This window comes from Bacillus sp. LNXM65, from assembly GCF_002998575.1.
Lineage (GTDB): Bacteria > Bacillota > Bacilli > Bacillales > Bacillaceae > Bacillus.
Genome location: NZ_PVRB01000011.1, coordinates 1 through 21,129, shown reverse-complemented (window position 1 = coordinate 21,129; position 21,129 = coordinate 1). Strand labels below are relative to the sequence as shown.

Below are 21,129 nucleotides of genomic sequence, written 5' to 3'. Positions count from 1 at the left end.
AAGAGGGATTTCTATGTTAACAAGTCAACATAAAGAATGCTGGTTTATTGTTGGATCGCAGCATTTATATGGAAATGAAGCACTGCAGAAAGTAAAAGCAGATGCTCAAAAGATGACGGATGCCTTAAATGAGAGTGGTTTACTTCCTTACCCAGTGATCTTGCAGGAGCTGGCTGTCAGCGCGGATCAAATCACAAAGCTCATGAAAGAAGTCAATTATCGCGATGAGGTTGTCGGCGTGATGACATGGATGCATACATTTTCACCGGCAAAAATGTGGATACGCGGAACCGATCTCTTGCAGAAGCCTCTTTTGCATCTTGTCACACAGTATTATGAGAAGATTCCGTGGGACACGATCGACATGGACTATATGAATCTTCATCAATCTGCCCATGGAGATAGAGAATATGGCTATATCAATGCGCGCTTAAATAAACAAAATCAAATTGTCGCCGGTCATTGGTCTAAGCCGGATGTGCAGCAGCAAATCGCTGATTGGATGGACGTGGCGGCTGCTTATCATGAGAGCTTTCAGATTAAAGTAGCTAGGTTTGGTGACAACATGCGCCACGTGGCTGTAACAGAAGGCGATAAAATAGAAGCCCAGATTCAATTAGGGTGGACTGTTGATTACTTTGGAATAGGCGATCTCGTCGAATATGTAAATGCAGTAGAAGAAGCAGAGGTAGATGCATTATTTGCGGAGTATTTAACGCAATATGATGTGGATTATGGAACGTATTCAGTTGAAGAATGGGAAAAAAGTGTCAAGGTGCAAGCGCGTTATGAAATTGCCATCAAACGCTTCTTAGATGAAGGCGGCTACAATGCCTTTACGACAAACTTTGAAGATTTACATGGAATGAAACAGCTGCCAGGACTTGCGGTACAGCGGCTAATGGCAAAGGGATATGGCTTTGCTGGGGAAGGCGATTGGAAAACTGCTGCACTGGACCGATTATTAAAGGTGATGAGTCATCATCAATCCACTGGTTTTATGGAGGACTACACGTATGAAATGACCTCTGGACAGGAAGCGGTGCTGCAATCTCATATGTTAGAAGTAGATCCAGCGCTCGCCCATACGAAACCAGTGATTGTCGTATCTCCACTTGGTATCGGAAACAGGGAAGATCCAGCGCGTCTTGTGTTTGATGGAAAAGCAGGCGAAGGTGTTGTTGTTTCCATTGCTGACTTTGGAACCCATTTCAAATGGCTCATACAAGAAGTCGAAGCCTTTGAGCCGGAGGAAGCAGCACCTCATTTACCGGTTGCACGTGTGCTCTGGAAAATCAAGCCGAATTTTCAGGACGGAGTCAAAGCATGGATTAAGCAAGGCGGGGGTCATCATACAGTCGTATCCCTCAATTTAACGGTTGATCAAATTGTTCATTTTACAAAGCTTGTTCATGCAGAATATGTGGTTTTATAGAAGGGTGAAACGTCTTCTACTGTTTACAGTAGAAGCACCGGGAGAAATGAAAGCGGTTAATTAAGTGAGGGGGTCATCCACTTGGAGAAAAAAGTGTCAAGCAAATTTATCTTCTTTTTCGGGTCCTTTGCAGGCATCTTATTCGGATATGATATTGGAATTATTGCAGGGGCAGAAGGACATATTCAGGAAGAATTTCAGCTCAGCCCATTATGGCTTGGAATCGTTGTCTCTTCATTAATGGGCGGGGCCATCATTGGCTCCATTTTAAGCGGTCTCTTAGGGGATAAATTTGGCCGCAGAAAGCTTATTTTGGTCTCATCCGTTATCTTTTTTGTCGGAGCTATCGGATCAGCTATCGCACCAGAAGAGATTTCATTAACCATTGCACGTATCTTTTTAGGCACAGCAGTAGGAACAGCCTCATCTTTGGTGCCGGCATACATGTCTGAAATTGCTCCTGCTAAAATCCGCGGGAAATTGTCTGGGCTCAATCAGCTTATGATTGTGAGCGGACTATTGCTGAGCTATATTGTCGCGTTTGTGTTTGAACCTATTCCAGACAGCTGGCGCTGGATGCTGGGAAGTGCCGCTTTATTTGCTATCGTGCTTTATATTGGTATGCTGAGGCTCCCTGAATCTCCGAGATATTTAATTAAACACGGAATGGCTCATAAAGCACGGGAGGTATTAGGATCACTGCGTTCTTCCCGTGAAGAAATCGAAGCAGAAATGCAGGAAATTTTAGAAGTCGCGAAAGAAGAACGCTCTGGTATTCGTGAATTGTTCCAAAAGAAATTCAGAATGGCTCTTTTCATCGGGGTTGGGATGGCGACCCTTCAGCAAATACAGGGCGCCAATTCCATTGTGTATTATGCAACGAGTATTGCTCGGAATGTAGGCCTTGCGCCGCAGGTCGCAGCAGGCTTTACAGTCATTGTCGGTGTCATTTTCGTCGTGACAACCGTTATCTTTTTACAATTTGTCGACAGGTTCGACCGCCGAACGATTCTCACCGTAGGGGGCACAGGTATGGCACTTTCCTTCTTTGCACCAGCGGCATTAGGTGCACTTGGCGTTAGTGAAGGGATTTTAAACTGGGTGACATTGATTTCCCTTTGCTGCTTTATCTTGTGTTACGCCTTCTCATGGGCACCGATCACGTGGATCATCATCGGCGAAATCTTCCCGCTTTCTGTTAGAGGTATCGGAGCAGGTATCTCATCTGCCTTTAACTGGACGGGATCGTTAGCAGTTGGACTCGTTTTCCCTATCTTAGCTGATAAGTTCAGCTTTGGGGTCATTTTCTCCTCATTTGGTGTCATCTGCTTAATCGGACTATTGTTCACCCGCTTTGTACTAGTTGAAACAAAAGGAAGAAGCTTAGAGCAAATCGAAACCGATATGGCAGCACGTGTATAAAGAAACCCCTCTATCCCATGTGGATAGAGGGGTTTTTTACTCAAGCGTCTGTTTTAGCTCAGCGGGCAATAAATCAATCAATTGATCATAAGAAGATAAATCCAGCACTTCAAGCAGCGCATAATATTTCGCATAAACCTCACTCAACTGATCAGGATGATTCGTTTCATATCGATTCAAATGCAATTGAGTCAGTTCAAGTGCAATGTCAAGCTTGTTTCGTTCGATTGGTTGTGTCGTATTGATCATATCGTTCACCTCGTATTTGATAAGTGGGAAGGTTATGGGCCACAATTTCTTCTACCACAATATATCATATTGTATAATATGTTAAAATTGCCCTTTTGTAAAGAAAGAGAAAACGAGATGAATAGTGGATTTTTTTTAAAAATAGACAAGCATCTAGTCACGAAATGCGCTTCTTACATACGATAGAGTGTAAGTGAAAGACAACTTGAAGGGGTGTTGAGATGAGCCGAAATCGATTAGATGACTTTTTCTTTGGTCCTCGCAGAGGAAACCAAGGAGGAGATGAAACGGTTGTTTTCCCCACACGTCAAATTGTCAACACGACAACGAATGAACAAACCATCAGAAAAATTCATCCAACGCATATCACAAACGTCAATAAAAACATCAAAAGAATTGAAAACTACTACCCTGTCACTCAATCTACTCATAACGAGTACATTGTGGAAGAATACGATTGCGGCAGGGATATCAAAAAACCTTGCTGCCGTCCAGTGAAACGCTGTAAGTGGTAATGTGATCGAGAAAAAGAAGAGAGGCATCCTTTTATGGGATGCCTTTTGTATGTCTAACGTTCCACTTCGTTTAATTGTCCTTGATCCAGCTGGAAGAAACGGTTTCCTAATTCTGAATAAAGGTAGCGCTGATGGCTGGTAAATAAAACACATCGATGTGAGAATTCTTTTTTTAATAAAGAAATCGATTGTATCTGTGAGGCCTCATCAAGAGAGGTAAAAGGCTCATCAAGAATGATCAGCTCTGGAGATCTTGCCACCATACAATTAAAGAAAAGTTTATATCTCATGCCCAATGAATACTGTTTGACTGGCATCTTTAGGGCATGCGTTAAATCAAATGCATCACAAAGCGTTAGAAAGGTCTCTTTGTATAACTCTTTTTCTGACTTGTTCATTTTCCATAAAGACTGAACAAGCTCCATGTGCTCAAGACCAGTGAGCGCATCATAGACTAAAGGCTTATCAGGGATGTACGCCACCAGACTTTTATATTGAGTGGTCCTGGGGTGAAGCTGTTTGTTGAGTAAAATCGTTTCTGATACAGATGGAAGCAGACCAGCGATGATCTTTAAAAGAGTCGATTTACCGCTGCCGTTCTTTCCAATGATACAAGCTCGATCACTTCCTTTCAGATCAAACGAAACTTGATCGAGAAGGAGAGAGCTTTCTTCTGTTGTTTCATAGCGAAAAGATAGCTGAGACACTTGAAGACTAGCCATTGATGAATCCTCCAATAACAAACACAGTGGTCACCAGCATATACAAGATCACTGTCGCAAGGGCAGCCTTTTTCGACCCTTCTGCATAGTAAATGATGCCATCATAAAGGATGCGCAAAAGATATAAGTTGATGAAGAAGGAAATTGCTTGGATCAAGATAAAATAGTGGTCTAATTGTAACACCATCACACAATAGATCGCTGCACTATTCACTAATAAAAGAAATGCATTATAAACCAAAATGACAAGATACATTTTGCGTAAAATAAAAGCTTTATGAAAAAAATACATATAAATTGAAGTGAGAACAGTACTGAGAAAATTCAAAATGAAATAAAGCGGGATCGTCAGCAAAAAAATAAAAACAATGCTGGCTACTTGTTTTCCAGCAGGTAACGGTTCATCTACTAACAAATCAATAATAAAAAATGTTAAAAAGACAGTCGAAACAAATAATGATAGTAAGACAAGGCCTACAATGGTTTTAATCGATTGATTCTGATTGAAAAATTCCTTAGGTCGTAGAAGTAGCTCCATGGAACCACATTCCCCTTTCTTCTATGGTAGATGTACATGGCTAACGTATTCCTCTAAAAGAGATGCTGCGAATAAGAGAACAATTGCTGCAAAAATCAATTGAAGCACAGTCACAGTCAACTTTTTTAAATCAATTGTTTCTCCTTTTATAAATCGATAAAGATAAATAAAAGGAAAAGAGCTGACAATTGAAAACAGGATGAAACCAAGAATCTCTACGAAAGCATGAGGCAGTAATCCTGTGAATATCTGCTGCACTTCTTGATTGACAATCAAATACTGAACTAGTTTGCCAATAATGTATCCGTTGTAAAAAAGAATGCCAGCAGCCATGATGCCGCCTGTAAAAGCTCCGATCCCTAATATCGCCATCCCAACTTGCAAATTGTTTAAGAAAATAGATAGAAAAAACATCTCTTCATCCTTTTTTAAATAAGGAATCTGATCATAAGGAAGAAGGCTACCAATCAGCACTGCTGCAATAAAGATAGCAGCATAAATGTAGCCGAGGCGTAAAATCAGTCTATTCTCCGATAGAAAATATCTTATTTTTTTCAACATACTCAATCCCTTTATAGATGGTCTTGCGGCATAACACCAAGCAGATCAATGAAACGATCACAAAATATAAAGCAAACAGAAAGTTTATGAGACCTGAGGATTGCTGCAAAATAGGTAGAAAAGAGGTCAAGATCATGTAGTACATAAAAGGTAATACAAGAAAGTTTCTTGCAAAAGCCTGCCCTTTATCGATAACTTCTATTTCCTCATTGGTTGTCCCTATTTCATGCTCATGAATAAAATTGAATTTCGTTGTAAATGGAAACAAGTAAAGCTGAATCAAAGGGAAAATGAAAAAACCAATCCCTAATGCCACAAATTGAATGAGCATCTGAATATCAAAAAGCTGATATACACCCATGATTGATAGATTAATGAATAGCAGAAAGAGAGCTGGTATGGAAAATAAACAATAAAATAACTGGATTTTTGATAAGAAAAACTGAATAAGAGATGTTTGAGAAAGCTCAAAAAGCCAAATATTCTTTTTTTCAGCACTTAAAGAAAAAATAGAAGGGGTCAGCATTCTCATCTCATACGTTTGATTTGCTAAAATCATCACATTTAATGTAAAAAGCAGCTGAATCTGCAAAGCCGGATGATCAATAATGGAGATCAAACTAGTCATAACCCCGATATAAAAGAAGGCTTCATATGACATAAACATATAATTAAAAAACTCTTTAGACAGCAGCCATCTTTTTTCTTTTAACACCTTGAGGTCTTTTTGGATCAACATATTCTTTTGAAACAGCGAGCCTTGAATTTTATTAAGTACTTGAAAGTACCAATAAAATAAATCTCGAAAATGTGTTGAGTTTTGATCATGATCTTTCCCAGTTGGTATCCAGTGGACAGGACTCTTCATGACGAGTATAGCTGCTAATATCACCACGAAAAATGTGACAGGTGAAGTGAAAAGCGCTTGAAATTGTAGAAATACAGAATCCTTTGAGAATAAAGCATGATGGATATGCTGAAGATCATTTTGATATAAAGCCACCAAATTGTTGGAAAGTGTAATCCAAAACGAATCCTCTGCAAGCGATGAAATCGACTGAAAAAGTTGTTGGAAGGTGTGATAAAAAGGGAAAATAATGTTCAATATCAGGACTCTTCCAAATAAGAAAAAAAGTAAAGAGATGCTTGCGAAAAAAAGAACACGAATGATCCCGATTTTTTTCACGACAATATTATAGATGTAAGCACCAAATATCTTATTGCTGACGATAAATAGGAAGAAACCTGTCAACATGACATTGAGATGCTTTAACCAGAATATCCAATCATGTGTTTGAGCAATAGAATATTGAAACAGAAAATAGATTAAATAAGTACTCAAACTGGTCAACATCAACCAGATCAGTTCTGAAAACAAAAGCGTTTGGAAAAGGTGTCTTGAGGAAACAGGTGCAAGCTGTATCAATTCTTCAAAAGGAAGAATATGAGTTCTTCTATAAGATTCAATCCCTTTGACGATAGAGAAAAGAAACAAAAATATCACAAAAGCACTTTCCCATTCTATTTGATAGATCGGAGAGTAAAGAAATGAAGAAATAACGATTACAATCATACATCCGAATAAAGTATCAAGGATACAAGAAAATAATATGTACTGTTTAGAAGAAAACGATGTGAAAAATGGAACCTTACGTATTATAAACTGAGCTAGATTTGAATATTGTTGTTGAATTCTAATTGATAGAAGTAGTGATAATAATGGATATAACATCTTCTCACCTGCATCAAAATTTAAATAGAAGGAGAACAAAGTCTCCTTCTATTGAGTCATAAAAATGAATTACCAAGCAATAACGGCTTTACGGCCTTTTTTCTTAATTTGGGCTTTAAGGTACTGACGAATGGTCTCTTTACCAGCCGCTGCAATAAGAGAAAGACCACCTGATCCTACAGCAGTTAAAATGGAGACGATTGTTGTAACAGCTCCGCCCGCTTCAACAACGTTCAAAACAACAGCTGCAACACTGCCTGGAATACCAAATTCTTTTGCTAGATCAGCAACTGGCAGCATCTGTAGCGAGAAGGAAAAAAGAGCTAGCATAAGGAAACCTACTGCTAAAGCACCAAAAAGAACATGTAGTTTGATTTCGTTTCTTGTTTCTGTCATATCAAATTCCTCCCTTTTTTGTCTTTTTATTACTATTCTATCTTATGATATCTTTTCATTCATAGCAATCCTTTTTTTTCTTTTTTTCATGAATTAGTTATAGATTAATATAAAAAAGGTGAAAAGATAAGTGAGAAAAGAATCGTTTTTGTTAGGATAAAACGAGTAAACATGATCGGAAATACCTTGTTTTCACAGATGGATAAGCATGTCTAATTGCATGTAGGAAAAGAGATTGGTGCTAAAGGATCAATATCCTTTGATCAAAACCTCCTTTCAAGATAAAATTGGAAGTATCAATCATTCTGTTGGAGGTGGTTGTCTGAATATTCAATTGTTAACGCAGGTGATCTGAAGAATATACAGCATTAAGACTAGAAGCACTGCGATTACATCCAGAGGGCTTTGCCATGAGTTATGAAGAAGAACAAATAGATACAAAAGACAAATATTCGGCTCGTTTTGCTTCGGCACAATCTATGTGGACCTTTGGCACCTTTTATCAAGGGCAGCTTGTGGGGACGGTCACGCTCATCCAAGAAACCTTACAGAAATTAAAGCACCGAGCGAATGTAGCAGCGATGTATGTAACGGCTGGTGCCCACGGAAAGGGAGTAGGCAAGGCTTGATGACGGAAGCTCTTTCCTTCGCACGAGAATGACAGGACATCGAGCAAATGTATTGATCAGTGCACTAAAATGGACGGATACATATGCAGATGAAGAAAAAATGGGTTTATTTTTATCATCGTTTGGAGGAGATACAAGTGGAACAACAGACCATGCGCATCACATTAGCAACAGGACCAAATAGTGAGCTAGAATCTTTTGCCCTGCGTGCAGCATTTGAGAACTTTGGTGCAAAAGTCGATATGCATTGGATAGGCAGACCCAATGATCTGATTGATGTGTTATCTGGGAGAAATAGAAGGGAGACGGACTACTTTCTTTTATCTTTTCATGGGGAAGAAGGAGCGTTTCTCATGCCGGAGTTAGGGGAAGATGTATACGAAGATGGGGAGCCTAGAGGTGTAACTTTTGGAGCGGATGAAATCAAGCGGTATGCTTCGTTAAAAGGGGTTCACGTCATATCAACCGGCTGCACACTAGGTGAGAAAAAACTTGCTGATGCCTTTTTAGAAGCAGGTGCTTTGTCCTATACAGCGCCTGATGATTACATTGATGGAGATGCGGCATTTATCTTTGTCTTGACCATGCTGTACGAGCTCTTAAACAATACAAAGACGGTCAGAGCGGCATTTGATCGAGCACGTTCTATTGATGAAGAAACGAAATTATTTCAACTATATATGCAAAAATAATCAAAGGGCTGAGAAATCAAGTCCTTTTTTCTATTCCTCTCTTAAATTATGTCTAAAATGTGACAAATTTATTTTTTGTAAACTAAATCGGGTTCACCGAAAGTCTATCCTACAAACACACGTCATCAAGACATGGCGCCATCACGAGAGGGGAATCATTGTGTCAATGAAATGGAAAATCAGTCTCGTCCTATGCGGACTTGCAATCATCATCGGAATCGCTGCATTTTATCATAATCAGCAGGCAAGCGGGACGGAGAAGAAGAAGGTAGAACCAGATGCGAGCTACAAAGAAGTTGAGATAGTCACCCTCGTGAATGACGGGAGATACATGAGATATGCAGTCAACTATCCGGTGTTTCATCAAAAAAAGCTAGATCAAGAGATGAAAAGATTTGCAGAAACAGCGCTCGACAAATTCAAAACATCATTTAGTGAAGCAAGCGATGTCGATGAAGATCATCGATACGAATTAAACATAGATTACGAGATTACTCATTATGCCAAACAAACTGCTGCGATCAAATTCAATACATATGAATTGAAAGGCGGAGTAAAAGGCGCACATGAAACGAAGATATTCAATTTTGATTTCAAGAAACAGCATTTTTTATCTATAGATGATCTATTTTTATCAAAGAAAGAAAGTCTGCAAAAACTGTCTCAAATGACATTTGAGGAATTAAAAAAAGATCGCACTCTTGCTGAAAATGAGCATTTGCTCAAACAAGGAACGTCTCCTGCGGCAGAGCATTATCAGTATTTTGCCATCAAGGATCGTTTTATAGAATTCTACTTTCCAGCAGGGCAAATCGCACCAGACAAAAAAGGCCCTCAAGTGCTGGCGATTAAAAAAACAGTGCTTAAAGGCATGTTAAAGCCTGAATATATTCATAAAGAAAAGAACAAAAATGAGAAAAAAGAACCGATCTCAAAAAGAAAGCTTGTAAAACTGCCAAAACAGGCAACATTCAACCCAAATCAAAAAGCCATTGCCCTGACATTTGACGATGGACCAAATCCATCCACGACCTCAAAAATCTTAAAAGCCTTAAAAGAAAACAAAGGACATGCGACATTTTTTGTATTAGGCAGCAGGGTTCAATATTACCCCGATATGCTGGGTGAGATCAGAAAGGGTGGGAATGAAATCGGAAATCATTCCTATAGCCATCCTTTACTCACAAGACTGCCGTTAAAACAAGCTATCAAACAAGTAGAAGATACGCAGCAAATTATTGAAAAAGCAGGCGGATTCACACCGACTCACTTTAGACCGCCATATGGTGGAACAAATGGGCAGATCAACGAAGCTGTCAACATGAAAGTCACGCTTTGGGACGTAGATCCCGAAGACTGGAAATATCGCAACAGCCAATACGTCGCCAACTACATTCTCACACATGCGTCTAGCGGAGAAACGGTCTTAATGCACGACATCTATGACACCTCGGCAAACGCAGCTGTCACGATTATCAAGGAATTGACCAAACAAGGATATCAATTATTAACAGTTTCAGAGCTTGAGCAGTGGAAGGAAGCGCGCGCGAAGAAAGGTGAATTGAATACGTAATGATCATGCGAATCTTAGTGGATTCGCATCTTTTTTTAAAAGCCAATCATGAAAATAAAGGGAAAATATGTTAAAGTGAATGTAGAAAGGGAGGGCTTCGGATGGTATTGATGAGGTTGATCAGTCTATATATGCTGACAGCGTTTTGTTTGGGTTTTATCGTCAACTATGTACCTGGTTTGATGCTGCCCATCTATATTCTTGCGATGATCGGGCTCATTTTATGTCTCGGTCATATTGCGCTGCATTATATTCGTCGAATCAGATATATGTTGCTTCATGAGAAACGATAAGAATAATTGCTTACTCTAAAAACCTCTCTCTAAAAGGGTGAGGTTTTTATTTTTTCGGTTTTTGATGTTCTAACAGTTGTATGATTTTCTCGTTTGACTCTTTCATTTGTCTTAATAAAGAAACGATATTCCCTGTAAATCCAATGAGGACAATAAGTAAAATGATGATGATCCACATGCTGTGGCCTCCAATCTGCTGACTAATTCCTATTTAGTTTCTGTATCCATTATCTTGTATCAAGGATACAGTATAATGAATGTATTGAAATGAACAGTTCGTTCTATTTATTCGACAATTGATGTAAACAGAGAATGGTTGGGGGGATTTCTTTGAAACGAGGAGACGTAGTATCAGCTATTATTTATGATGAGGAAGAAAATATGTTAATGGTCAAAAATGTAAAGGGATATTGGGAACTTCCAAGCGGTACTGTAGAAAAAGGTGAACACCTGCAGCAGGCCGTGGTCCGTGAGGTGAAAGAAGAGACAGGGTATGTTTGCAAAGTAAATGAACTTCATTCGGTTCGAGAAGTATTCTTTCACGATAAAATGCATCATGCACTCATCGTGACCTTCTTTGCGGAAATCATCGGCGGGCAGATGAACATTCTAGATCCGGATCATGATATTCTAAATTTGAAACCAAGGGTGATCAACCCTTGGTAGATGCATTTATTTCACCTCTGAATTATAAAGGTGGATCTTCAATCATAATTCTTTAACACGATTGCTGAATTATGTCCGCCAAAGCCAAAAGAATTTGATAGTCCATATTTCATTGGAAGATTTCGCGTTTTTGAGACAACATCTAAGTCGCAATCTGGATCTAAATTCTCTACATTAATAGTTGGAGGAATAATTCCTTGTCTCAAACTTTCCACTAAAGCAATTGCTTCTACTCCACCAGCAGCACCAAGCATGTGACCAGTCATTGATTTGTTTGCAGTTGTTGGAATTTTGCGGGAATGTTCACCAAACAATTTCTTAATAGCTAGAATTTCTGAACGATCACCTATTTGTGTACTTGTTGCATGAGCACTAATAACATCAATTTCACCTGTTGATATATTTGCACTTCTCAATGCTTTTTTCATTGCTAAGTAGGCACCCTTACCTTCTGGGTGTGATGCTACCATATGATGAGCATCTGAACTAGCTCCGTATCCCACTACTTCACATAATATCGGCGCATCTCTAAGAATAGCGTTTTCTAATGATTCTAATACTAAAATACCTGCGCCTTCACTCATAACAAAGCCATCTCTATCTGTATCGAACGGACGGCTGGCTCGACTTGGATCTTGGTTTTTTGTAGATAGTGCATGGGCGTTTCCAAAACTAGCCAAAGATAACTGTGTGATTGCAGCTTCTGCTCCACCGGCAAATATAATATCTGCCTCATCATTTCGGATAGCGTTGAAAGCTTCACCAATAGAGGTGTTCCCGATTGAGCAGGCCGTTACTGGTGATAATGACGGGCCTTGTGCCCCTAATCTAATACTTATTTGAGCCGCAGCTGCATTTGAAATCATCATTGGTACAAGGCTAGGGCTTACTCTTGCGGGACCTCGTTTATTTAATACATTCACATTATCAACAAGTGATTGTATACCTCCGATCCCTGAACCAACGTATACCCCTAAACGTTCAAGATCAACCTTATCTAACTGTAATTGTGATTTTTCTAATGCTTGTTCGGCTGCTGCTAAAGCAAACTGACTAAATCGATCTAATCGTTTGGCTTCTTTCCTCCCAAATATTCCATCTACATCGAAATCACGAACCATTCCAGCTATCTTTGTTTTATAATCAATAGTATCAAAAGAATCAATTAGAGATATTCCCGATTGACCTTTAACTAGTTGATTCCAAAAGCTATTTACATCATTTCCTAGAGGCGAAATAATTCCCATTCCAGTAATGACAACTCTTTTCATAATAATTCCCTCCTTATTTTTTATTAACTTTAACTTTTGTGTTATCCTATTACAAGTTGTTGTTTATCCTAGTATAATTAGCACTATTTAAAAAGGAGATTTTAATGAAACCTGAAACAAGACTTCAAGCTTTATCAGAATTTCTAAAGAATCAACGTTCGAAAATTACTCCTCAAATGGTTGGTTTACCAGTAGGAACCCGCAGAAGAACACCAGGACTAAGAAGAGAGGAAGTGGCTCAACTAGCCGGTGTAAGTCTTACATGGTATACATGGTTAGAACAAGGTAGAGATATAAAAGTGTCTACTTCGGTATTAGATGCTATTTCTCGAGCATTACAATTAAATAACGATGAAAGGAGATATTTGTATGCTCTAGCGTTAGAGGAAGGAGTGAAACAACCCTTTATAAATGAGAAGGAGAAGGAAATCAGTCCAGCTTTAGTGAAAATTTTGCAGGAACTTCGTTATTGTCCAACAATTATATCAGATAGAAGAAGTCAGATTGTTGGGTGGAATCAAGCAGCAGCTAATGTATTTTTGGATTTTGAACAAATCACCCCAGCAGAAAGGAATATCATACGCTTACTATTCGCAAGAAAGGAATTTAAAAGTTTAGCAGTGAATTGGGAGCATTTTGTTAGAGGATATATCGCAATATTTAGAACGTATTATGGACAGTATGTGGCTGATGACTGGTATGAGCAATTTATACAAGAAATGGAACAGGCATATCCTGAGTTTCATAAAATTTGGAATGAAAATGAGATAAGCTCTGCTCCTGAAGTATTAATTGAGTTTCGTCATGCTAAGGTAGGTAAAATGTTGTTTAATCTTACTTCTTTACAAGTGCATGGAGATACTGATTTAAGATGCAGCGTCTATACTCCAGTTGAGAATACTGAAACTGAGCTTAAGTTAAAACGTTTAATTGAAAGCTAACCATATAAAACATATGATGAATTCCAAATTCTTTACCGATCGTTCTTGAATTTGCTATGCTTGAAACACGTTAGATCTAACTGTTTTGCTACTCAAACGAGAGTGATCATTCTTTATTATTTTAGAATGAGGGAGGGATGAATGCATCAATGATTCTTAGTCCTTTCTCAGAATTAAGAGGTAATACGTTGTAAGGTGGGATTATGTCTAGAAATAAATTTGATAAAAAAGAGCATTAAGAAAACAATGGGGCTTTTCTGGGAACAGGGTTATGAAAAAACATTCATGCAAGACTTGGTGACATATGGGTGTTCATCGCAGAAGTATAATTCTTTACTTATCGTTCTAAAAAGGGTATTATGTAATCATGGTTTGTAATTCATGTGTTTATTTTAGAATGTTCATTCTATAATGGGTGATGACTTTTGTTTTTGTTAGTATTGGTTCATGGATTTTTTTAAGGAGAATTAAAATGGCTAGAAGTAAAGAGTTTGACGAAAAAGAAGTATTAAGAAAAGCAATGGAGTTATTTTGGGAACAAGGCTATGAAAAAACATCCATGCAAGATTTGGTGGATCATATGGGGATACACCGTAGGAGTATATATGACACATTTGGCGACAAGCGTTCACTGTTTTTAGCTTCCCTTCATCATTATGAAGAGCTCATCGTTAATGAGATGGAAAGCATAATCAGCAGCACTTCATCCATTAAACAGGCGATACGTGATGTTTTTATTTTCGTACTGAATTCCATTAAACAATACCCAAAAGGATGTCTATCAGTAAATGCAGCCATTGAATTATCTTTGTTGGACAAAGAAATTGGGCGCATCGTTACAAAAATGTTTAATCGTACTGAAGATATGTTTAATCACCTTATAAAACAGGGTCAAACTAATGGAGAGCTATCAAAAGAAATCGATTCTGATAACATATCTCGTTTCTTACACAACAATTTGGTAGGTATAAGAGTACTAATAAAAACTGATTACAGTAAAAAAGAATTAGAAGGCATCATTTCTCTAGCACTTTCAGTGTTGGACTAGCTTTCTTTTTTTACCCTTTTTAGAATGTTCATTCTAAAATAAGCATGAAACACACCATCATAATGCATAGTTATAAATCGTTTTTTAATTTCTAAGGAGGAACACAAAAATGAGAAATTTTAAAATACCAACAGAATCAGAATTTATTGAAGTAGAAGGAACTCGTTACGCATATAGGAGATTTGGTACAAAAGATGGTATACCAGTAGTATTTCTTGTTCACTTTAGAGGAACGATGGAAAACTGGGATCCAGACATGCTTGAACCTATTGCAAATAAACGCCCAGTAATCTTATTTGACAATAAAGGGGTTGGTGAGACCGATGGACTAACACCTACTACAATTACTGATATGGCAAAAGATACAGCAACATTTATAAGAGCTCTTGGATTAGAACAAGTTGACATTCTTGGTTTTTCCATTGGTGGCATGGTTGCACAAGAGTTAGCTTTACAAGAAGGAGATTTAGTAAGAAAAATTATTATGGCAGGTACTTCACCTGAATCTGGTATTAATCCAAATCCAGAGATTCTTGAAAGAATGAATCGTCACGGCGGAACGGAAGAGGATGGAATAAATGATTTTATGTTCTTTTTCTACGAACAAACCGAAACAAGTAAATCAGCAGGAATAGCTTCACTACAAAGAATTTTTAATCAGAAAAAAGTAAATAGTTCGGAACAAGTAAAAGAGGCACAATTACAAGCTATTGCAAAATGGGCTAAACAAAAATCTAATCATGATTATGAATGGTTACAAAACATCAAACACCCTGTACTTGTCACTAATGGTGTTAATGATGTGATGGTACCGACTAAAAACAGCTATATCTTAACAGAGAAATTACCCAAAGCACAGTTGATTATATATCCTGATTCTGGTCACGGGCATCTGTTTCAATTTCCAGAACTATTTGCAGAACACGTAAATTTATTTCTTGATTCTAATTCTTATTAAAAAGGAGTATTCATATGAGCAGATTATTTGAAAAAGTTCGTATCGGAAACATTGACTTAAAAAACCGCATAGGCATGGCTCCGATGACTAGAAATAGAGCTTTACCAGATGGTACGCCGAGCGAATTAGTAGCAGAGTACTATGGTCAGCGTGCTTCAGTCGGTTTAATTATAAGTGAAGGAACCCAACCTTCGGATGATGGGCAAGGTTATACTAATACACCTGGTATTTATACAGAAAATCATATTAGAGGATGGGAAAAAGTCACTTCTAAAGTTCATAGTGAAGGCGGTCATATTTTTATTCAACTTATGCATGTGGGACGAGTATCACACCCTGATAACACACCTCACCACCGCCAAGCAGTTGCACCGTCAGCTATTGCACCTGGTATAGAAATTTTCACGGCAGAAGGAATGAAAGAAATTCCAACACCAAGAGAACTGAGTGAGCTTGAGATAAAAGATGTTATCAATGAGTTTCGTTTAGCAGCACGTTCAGCAATTGAAGCTGGTGCAGACGGAGTTGAAATTCACGGAGCGAATGGTTATCTGATCCAACAATTCCTTAGTGAAAACTCCAATCATCGTCAAGGTGCATACGGTCGTACGATTGAGGGGCGTTCTCGATTCGCAATTGAAGTAGCTAAAGCAGTTGTTGATGAAATAGGAGCAGAAAGAACAGGCATCCGTTTTTCTCCTCAAGGAACACTGCAAGGCATTGATGAGGGGGAGAATAGCCTTGAGATGTATCGCTATTTAATAAGTGAATTAAATAAGCTTAACCTTGCTTATCTGCATTTAATGCACTTTGGAAACGAGCAATTCCTAAAAGATGTTCGTCAACTTTGGGACCAAGCACTTCTTGTTAACCGTCCAGGTCGTCCTCTAGATCAACTTTCGTCTGATGTAGATAATAATCTTGCAGATGTTGTCACAGTAGGCACTTGGGTACTAGCTAATCCAGACTTTGTAGAACGGATTCATTCAGGTGCTCCTCTAAACGAACCTGATAAAAACACGCTCTATGCAGGAGGAAAAGAAGGCTATACAGATTATCCTTTCTTAAAATAATTTAATTAATTATGAATATCCCATCTAGGGATATTCATATCTTTTTTTCTTAGATTCTTTATAAATAGATACATGTGCGTTAATTAAAAATGTGAAGGATTGTCATGAAAGTTTTAGCGATTGAAAACTACGGTGAAAAACCAAATTTTTTTAGACTTCCCTAAGCCCAAAATAAATAATGGCGAGGTCTTAGTTGAGGTATATGCGGCAAGTATAAATCCTTTTATACAAAAATTACAATTACCGATAACCTACATCCATAGTAACAACTCGCAGTAAGAAACGCAGTAAAACGTTTTAAAGGTTTAATTAAACTAAAAATGGAGGTGTGCTGTAAAATGAAAAAAACTGTTCTTATCACCGGGGTATCGGGTGGAATTGGCAAAGAGTTGGCGGATCGTTTCGCCAAGGGAGGATATAATTTGGTGCTGGTGGCGCGTAGCGAGGGTAAGCTTTTGGAGCTCGCGAAGGAATATCGGAAAAGATATGGCAGTCAAGCGACGGTCATCGCAAAGGATGTGGCTTCACCCGGTGTGCCGAAAGAGATTTTTGCGGAGCTCAAGGAGAAGGGGGTCGTCGTCGACTATCTTGTCAATAATGCCGGCTTCGGTTTGTACGGGACGTTCTTGGAGACGCAGTTAGAACAAGAGACGAATATGATTGACGTCAATATCAAGGCTCTGACTGTTATGACGAAACTGTTCTTGCCGGATATGGTCAAACGGGGCCAAGGAGGCGTGATGAATGTGGCTTCGTTGGTGGCTTTCTTCCCGGGACCTATGATGTCGGTTTACTACGCAACGAAGGCGTACGTGTTGTCGTTCACTGAGGCTTTGGAGAACGAACTGAGCGGTACAGGGGTGACTGTGACGGCACTATGTCCGGGACTGACGTCAACCGGCTTTGTTGAACGTTCGGGTATTGGGGAATCGAAGTTGTTCCAGAGTGGTGCTATCATGGAGGCCGGGCAGGTGGCTGAGGAAGGGTACCGAGGCTTCTTACGCGGCAAGACGTTCATAATGCCAGGGGCTCGAAACCGGTTCATGGCATTCCTTCCACGACTGATGCCGCGCAAAATGGTGACCCGTATGGTCAGATCCACACAGCAAAGAACAGGGCATTGACCTAATTGAGGGTGACCAGGGGGGAGTGGCAGTTGATTATGATCTGCCATCTAGCCAAGATCTCGTATTGGAATAAATCGTTTACTAAAAAAGTTACAGAGATTTTTATAAAGACGGAAACCTTCTTATTTGATCTACTGAAACATGGTCAAGAACAAGGAGAAATATTTTTAAGGAGAGAATAATATGAAGTACACAGTTATTACAGGAGCAAGCTCAGGTATCGGATATGAGACAGCATTAGCATTTGCTGCTCGTGGCAAAAACTTAATTATTGCAGCTAGAAGATTAGATAAATTAGAAGAACTTAAATCAACCATTCAGAATCTAAATCCTAGTTTAGATGTTATTATTCGGACAAGTGACCTATCTGTCAAAGATCAGGCATATATACTGTATAACAGTTTAAAGGAGTATCAAATTGAGACTTGGATTAATAATGCTGGTCTTGGTGAAACCTCTTCTGTCATAGATCAGAATTTAGATAAATTAGAAACCATGTTACGCGTGAACATAGAATCCTTGACAATCCTTTCTACACTATTTGTAAGAGAATATGCTGATGTAGAGGGAACTCAATTAATTAACGTATCCTCAGCACTTGGATATGTAATTGCTGTTGGCAGTGTTGCTTACTCTGCTTCTAAATATTATGTTAGTGCCTTCACCGAAGGGCTTGCAAAAGAACTTGAACTGAAAGGTGCGAAAATGAAGGCAAAAGTTTTAGCACCAGCAATGACGGAAACAGAATTCGCAAAACATGCAAATGATATAAAAGAGTTTGATTACAAAGCAAATCTCCCTATGTACCACACAGCTAAGCAAATGGCAGGTTTTATGATGGAGGTTTATGACAAAGATGAAGTGGTTGGGGTTGTAGATGAAAACTATGAATTTAAGTTGAGAAAGCCGATCTTTCCAATACTAGAAAGCCTTTAAATCTAATTTTTATATATATGGTAACATAATCGTTTAGCGCTGGCACCAATGACACGTAGTAGAGCGCAAGAGATAAGTATAACTTATGGCAAATATCAAGGTTCCACAAACTGTTTGGGACTGGGAAGTGACTCTCTATTTTTGTAACAAAAAAAAGGGAATGAAAAGTAGTTTTTAAATTGAACCTGCAAAATGGACAATAATGCTTAAAAAAGGCATACAACTGAAAAATGCTTGACGCATGAATTGCGCTACACTGGCTGACGTGTACTGCATTCGAACGCTATGGGCTGATGAACTCTAACATCTGTTCTACTGATTGAGTGTGGGAACACCAGCTGTAATAATCTCAAGGAAGGATGCTAATGAAAAAATGAAAACACTCATGAAAGCAGCTCAGATCACCAAGTATTCAAAAAATATCCATGCCAAAGTCAATGACATTCCAATTCCAGAAATCGATGAAAACGAAGTCTTGGTAAAGGTCAAAGCTGCGGCAGTCAATCCACTCGAAATGTTAATTATTACAGGCAGCGTGAAACTGATTCAAGATTATGAATTCCCATTAACGCTTGGTAATGAATTGACAGGAGTTATCGAAAAAATCGGAAAAAATGTGACAGAATTTCACGTAGGAGATGCCATCTATACACGTCTTCCCCTTAAAAAAATTGGTGCTTTTGCGGAATATGCCGCAATTGATGCTGCCGCAATTGCACCCATGCCAAAAAATTTGTCTTACGTGGAAGCCGCTGCTGTACCACTGGCTGGACTCACAGCGTATCAAGGTCTACATGAAGAACTTGAGGCACAGTCAGGTAAATCTGTCTTCATTCCAGGTGGATCAGGCAGCTTTGGTCAAATGGCTGTACCAATAGCAAAGGAAATGGGCCTAAATGTCATTGTTAGTGGCAACTCAGAAGCGCGCGAACGCACTTTGGAAAGGGGTGCAGACCAATATTTGGATTATGCAATAGAAAACTATGTTGACTTGTTGTCGAATGTGGATTACGTGATTGATACACTGGGACCTAAAGAATTTGACAGTGAATTGAGTATCATCAAACCGGGCGGAAGATTGCTCTCTCTCCGTACAGGACCAAATAAACGTTTCGGGAAATACCTAAATTCCCCATGGTGGAAACGAATGTTATTTTCCCTTGCTGGCGCAAATTATGACCGCAAAGCTAAGAAACAAAACGTGGAATATCATTTTATTTTCGTTCGTTCTGACGGCGCACAACTTAAAGAGATTACCAAAATCATTGAAGAAAACAACATTGTTCCAGCAATTCATCCAATACTATTTACTATAGACAACGTAAATGAAGCGCTAGAACTAGTCGCAAATGGACGACCAAAAGGGAAAGTGATTATTAATTTTTAAGGGGAATATGAAGAAAGCAGTCAAAAAGTTGAGATCATTTATGTAAAGGATTTTGAAAGGATAGAAAAACTTCTGCAAGCCGGAGTTCTGTATCAGTAATTATAAAACATGGAGAACTAGCTATCCAATTTTTCCTATAAAAAAGTTGGATTTAAGACAGGTGGTTACTTTAACAGACATGCCACGACATGGTAATTACTGTATGTTTATAAAAAACACTATATATAGACTAGAGATTAAAATTCTTAATCAATAAGATGAAAAAGTAACGAACGATCCTTGTTTTGACTTACCATTTTTAACCATAATTCACATAAACGTATAGAAACGATGGCAAATGAATATAAGGAGTGTAATGGAAATAAGCTCCATAACCAATGATATGGTTTTATTATGTTGAGTGCTTAGTGGAATGAAAAGAAGCCGGAATTTAGACCGGCTTCTTTGATATTATTTCCCCTTCTCCCGCTTCCGTTTCTCCTTCTCCGCCCGGTAAAACTCATGAAACATCTTCATCAGCGCCCGCTTCTCAATACGGGATACATAGCTTCGCGAAATCCCGAGCTCCTTTGCTATTTCCCGCTGCGTTTTTTCTTTCTTTAAATCAAGACCGAACCGGCCGACGATGACTTCTTTTTCTCGGCCGTCGAGAATGTCGATATACTCCTTTACTTTTTCAAGCTCCATGTTGAGCTGAATGGTATCGATCACATCTTCACTTTCTGATTTTAAGACATCAATTAAAGAAATTTCGTTGCCTTCTTTATCCTGACCGATGGGGTCATGTAAGGAGACATCCTTTTTAGTTTTTTTGAGTGCGCGTAAATGCATCAGAATTTCATTATTAATGTCAAGAGGGGGGAGCGTCGTCATCCTCATATATTTCATTCGATGCTGCAGTTTCATCCAGCGTCAAGTCGTCGGTTAAATTAAGTTCTTCATATTCTTCTTTTTGTTTGTTTAGT

23 protein-coding genes and 2 pseudogenes are annotated in these 21,129 nt (G+C 38.7%); 16 read left to right on the top strand and 9 right to left on the bottom strand.

The features are described 5' to 3' along the window. Positions 1–13: 13 nt before the first annotated feature. Positions 14–1,435, top strand: a complete 1,422-nt coding sequence (gene araA, locus C6Y03_RS17990; protein WP_106039711.1) for an L-arabinose isomerase — start codon at positions 14–16, stop codon at positions 1,433–1,435. An 81-nt stretch (positions 1,436–1,516) separates the two neighbouring features. Then, positions 1,517–2,857, top strand: coding sequence for a sugar porter family MFS transporter (locus C6Y03_RS17985; protein WP_106039710.1), 1,341 nt, complete (start codon positions 1,517–1,519; stop codon positions 2,855–2,857). 36 nt (positions 2,858–2,893) lie between these two features. Here the strand turns inward: C6Y03_RS17985 and C6Y03_RS17980 are convergent, their stop codons facing one another. Further along, a complete protein-coding gene (locus C6Y03_RS17980; protein ID WP_060596628.1) occupies positions 2,894–3,106 on the bottom strand; it encodes a hypothetical protein in 213 nt (70 codons plus the stop codon). A gap of 221 nt (positions 3,107–3,327) precedes the next feature. Between C6Y03_RS17980 and C6Y03_RS17975 the strand changes: the two genes are divergently transcribed. After that, complete coding sequence (locus C6Y03_RS17975; protein WP_034661411.1) at positions 3,328–3,621, top strand: spore coat protein; 294 nt, start codon at positions 3,328–3,330, stop codon at positions 3,619–3,621. A gap of 53 nt (positions 3,622–3,674) precedes the next feature. Here the strand turns inward: C6Y03_RS17975 and C6Y03_RS17970 are convergent, their stop codons facing one another. From C6Y03_RS17970 to C6Y03_RS17950, 5 genes are all read right to left on the bottom strand, one after another. Then, entirely contained in the window at positions 3,675–4,343 is a 669-nt protein-coding gene (locus C6Y03_RS17970) for an ATP-binding cassette domain-containing protein (protein WP_106031277.1), read from the bottom strand. After that, positions 4,336–4,881, bottom strand: a complete 546-nt coding sequence (locus C6Y03_RS17965) for a hypothetical protein (protein WP_066030632.1) — start codon at positions 4,879–4,881, stop codon at positions 4,336–4,338. The genes C6Y03_RS17970 and C6Y03_RS17965 overlap by 8 nt, the downstream gene beginning before the upstream one ends. A 21-nt stretch (positions 4,882–4,902) precedes the next feature. Next, a complete protein-coding gene (locus C6Y03_RS17960; RefSeq protein WP_223249893.1) occupies positions 4,903–5,442 on the bottom strand; it encodes a stage II sporulation protein M in 540 nt (179 codons plus the stop codon). After that, entirely contained in the window at positions 5,405–6,547 is a 1,143-nt protein-coding gene (locus C6Y03_RS19425) for a hypothetical protein (RefSeq protein ID WP_223260774.1), read from the bottom strand. The genes C6Y03_RS17960 and C6Y03_RS19425 overlap by 38 nt, the downstream gene beginning before the upstream one ends. A gap of 696 nt (positions 6,548–7,243) precedes the next feature. Continuing rightward, entirely contained in the window at positions 7,244–7,570 is a 327-nt protein-coding gene (locus C6Y03_RS17950) for an uberolysin/carnocyclin family circular bacteriocin (RefSeq protein WP_034661404.1), read from the bottom strand. Between the two features lie 410 nt (positions 7,571–7,980). Between C6Y03_RS17950 and C6Y03_RS19420 the strand changes: the two genes are divergently transcribed. The 4 genes from C6Y03_RS19420 (at position 7,981) to C6Y03_RS17930 (ending at position 10,757) form a co-directional block, all read left to right on the top strand. Further along, the gene (locus C6Y03_RS19420; RefSeq protein ID WP_223260773.1) at positions 7,981–8,199 is read left to right on the top strand and encodes a GNAT family N-acetyltransferase; all 219 of its coding nucleotides are present in this window, start codon (positions 7,981–7,983) and stop codon (positions 8,197–8,199) included. 137 nt (positions 8,200–8,336) lie between these two features. Further along, positions 8,337–8,891, top strand: coding sequence for a delta-aminolevulinic acid dehydratase (locus C6Y03_RS17940; RefSeq protein WP_106039709.1), 555 nt, complete (start codon positions 8,337–8,339; stop codon positions 8,889–8,891). Positions 8,892–9,051: 160 nt separating this feature from the next. After that, on the top strand, positions 9,052–10,464 hold the full coding sequence (locus C6Y03_RS17935; RefSeq protein ID WP_106039708.1) for a polysaccharide deacetylase family protein: 1,413 nt from the start codon (positions 9,052–9,054) through the stop codon (positions 10,462–10,464). A 101-nt stretch (positions 10,465–10,565) separates the two neighbouring features. After that, complete coding sequence (locus C6Y03_RS17930; protein WP_060596631.1) at positions 10,566–10,757, top strand: hypothetical protein; 192 nt, start codon at positions 10,566–10,568, stop codon at positions 10,755–10,757. 46 nt (positions 10,758–10,803) lie between these two features. Here C6Y03_RS17930 and C6Y03_RS19515 read toward each other — a convergent pair whose 3' ends face one another. Continuing rightward, entirely contained in the window at positions 10,804–10,935 is a 132-nt protein-coding gene (locus C6Y03_RS19515; RefSeq protein ID WP_003217310.1) for a hypothetical protein, read from the bottom strand. Positions 10,936–11,087: 152 nt separating this feature from the next. Between C6Y03_RS19515 and C6Y03_RS17925 the strand changes: the two genes are divergently transcribed. After that, positions 11,088–11,423 (top strand): NUDIX hydrolase, encoded by a 336-nt coding sequence (locus C6Y03_RS17925; RefSeq protein ID WP_106039707.1) that lies wholly within the window; start codon positions 11,088–11,090, stop codon positions 11,421–11,423. A gap of 38 nt (positions 11,424–11,461) precedes the next feature. Here the strand turns inward: C6Y03_RS17925 and fabF are convergent, their stop codons facing one another. Continuing rightward, the gene (gene fabF / locus C6Y03_RS17920; RefSeq protein WP_003217365.1) at positions 11,462–12,694 is read right to left on the bottom strand and encodes a beta-ketoacyl-ACP synthase II; all 1,233 of its coding nucleotides are present in this window, start codon (positions 12,692–12,694) and stop codon (positions 11,462–11,464) included. Between the two features lie 104 nt (positions 12,695–12,798). Between fabF and C6Y03_RS17915 the strand changes: the two genes are divergently transcribed. The 8 genes and pseudogenes from C6Y03_RS17915 (at position 12,799) to C6Y03_RS17880 (ending at position 20,164) form a co-directional block, all read left to right on the top strand. Continuing rightward, a complete protein-coding gene (locus C6Y03_RS17915) occupies positions 12,799–13,635 on the top strand; it encodes a helix-turn-helix transcriptional regulator (RefSeq protein WP_034661397.1) in 837 nt (278 codons plus the stop codon). Between the two features lie 203 nt (positions 13,636–13,838). After that, positions 13,839–13,963 (top strand): annotated as a pseudogene (locus tag C6Y03_RS19415) (TetR/AcrR family transcriptional regulator); the annotation flags it as partial. 144 nt (positions 13,964–14,107) lie between these two features. Continuing rightward, on the top strand, positions 14,108–14,683 hold the full coding sequence (locus C6Y03_RS17905; protein WP_060596632.1) for a TetR/AcrR family transcriptional regulator: 576 nt from the start codon (positions 14,108–14,110) through the stop codon (positions 14,681–14,683). 109 nt (positions 14,684–14,792) lie between these two features. After that, a complete protein-coding gene (locus C6Y03_RS17900; RefSeq protein WP_106039706.1) occupies positions 14,793–15,641 on the top strand; it encodes an alpha/beta fold hydrolase in 849 nt (282 codons plus the stop codon). 14 nt (positions 15,642–15,655) lie between these two features. Next, positions 15,656–16,714, top strand: a complete 1,059-nt coding sequence (locus C6Y03_RS17895; protein WP_060596634.1) for an alkene reductase — start codon at positions 15,656–15,658, stop codon at positions 16,712–16,714. Between the two features lie 338 nt (positions 16,715–17,052). After that, positions 17,053–17,838, top strand: coding sequence for an SDR family NAD(P)-dependent oxidoreductase (locus tag C6Y03_RS17890; RefSeq protein WP_106039705.1), 786 nt, complete (start codon positions 17,053–17,055; stop codon positions 17,836–17,838). Between the two features lie 186 nt (positions 17,839–18,024). Further along, entirely contained in the window at positions 18,025–18,777 is a 753-nt protein-coding gene (locus tag C6Y03_RS17885; protein ID WP_106039704.1) for an SDR family NAD(P)-dependent oxidoreductase, read from the top strand. Between the two features lie 373 nt (positions 18,778–19,150). Continuing rightward, positions 19,151–20,164 (top strand): NADP-dependent oxidoreductase, encoded by a 1,014-nt coding sequence (locus C6Y03_RS17880; RefSeq protein ID WP_106039703.1) that lies wholly within the window; start codon positions 19,151–19,153, stop codon positions 20,162–20,164. A 450-nt stretch (positions 20,165–20,614) separates the two neighbouring features. Here C6Y03_RS17880 and C6Y03_RS17875 read toward each other — a convergent pair. Next, positions 20,615–21,013, bottom strand: a pseudogene (locus C6Y03_RS17875) (sigma-70 family RNA polymerase sigma factor); the annotation flags it as partial. Positions 21,014–21,129: the final 116 nt, after the last annotated feature.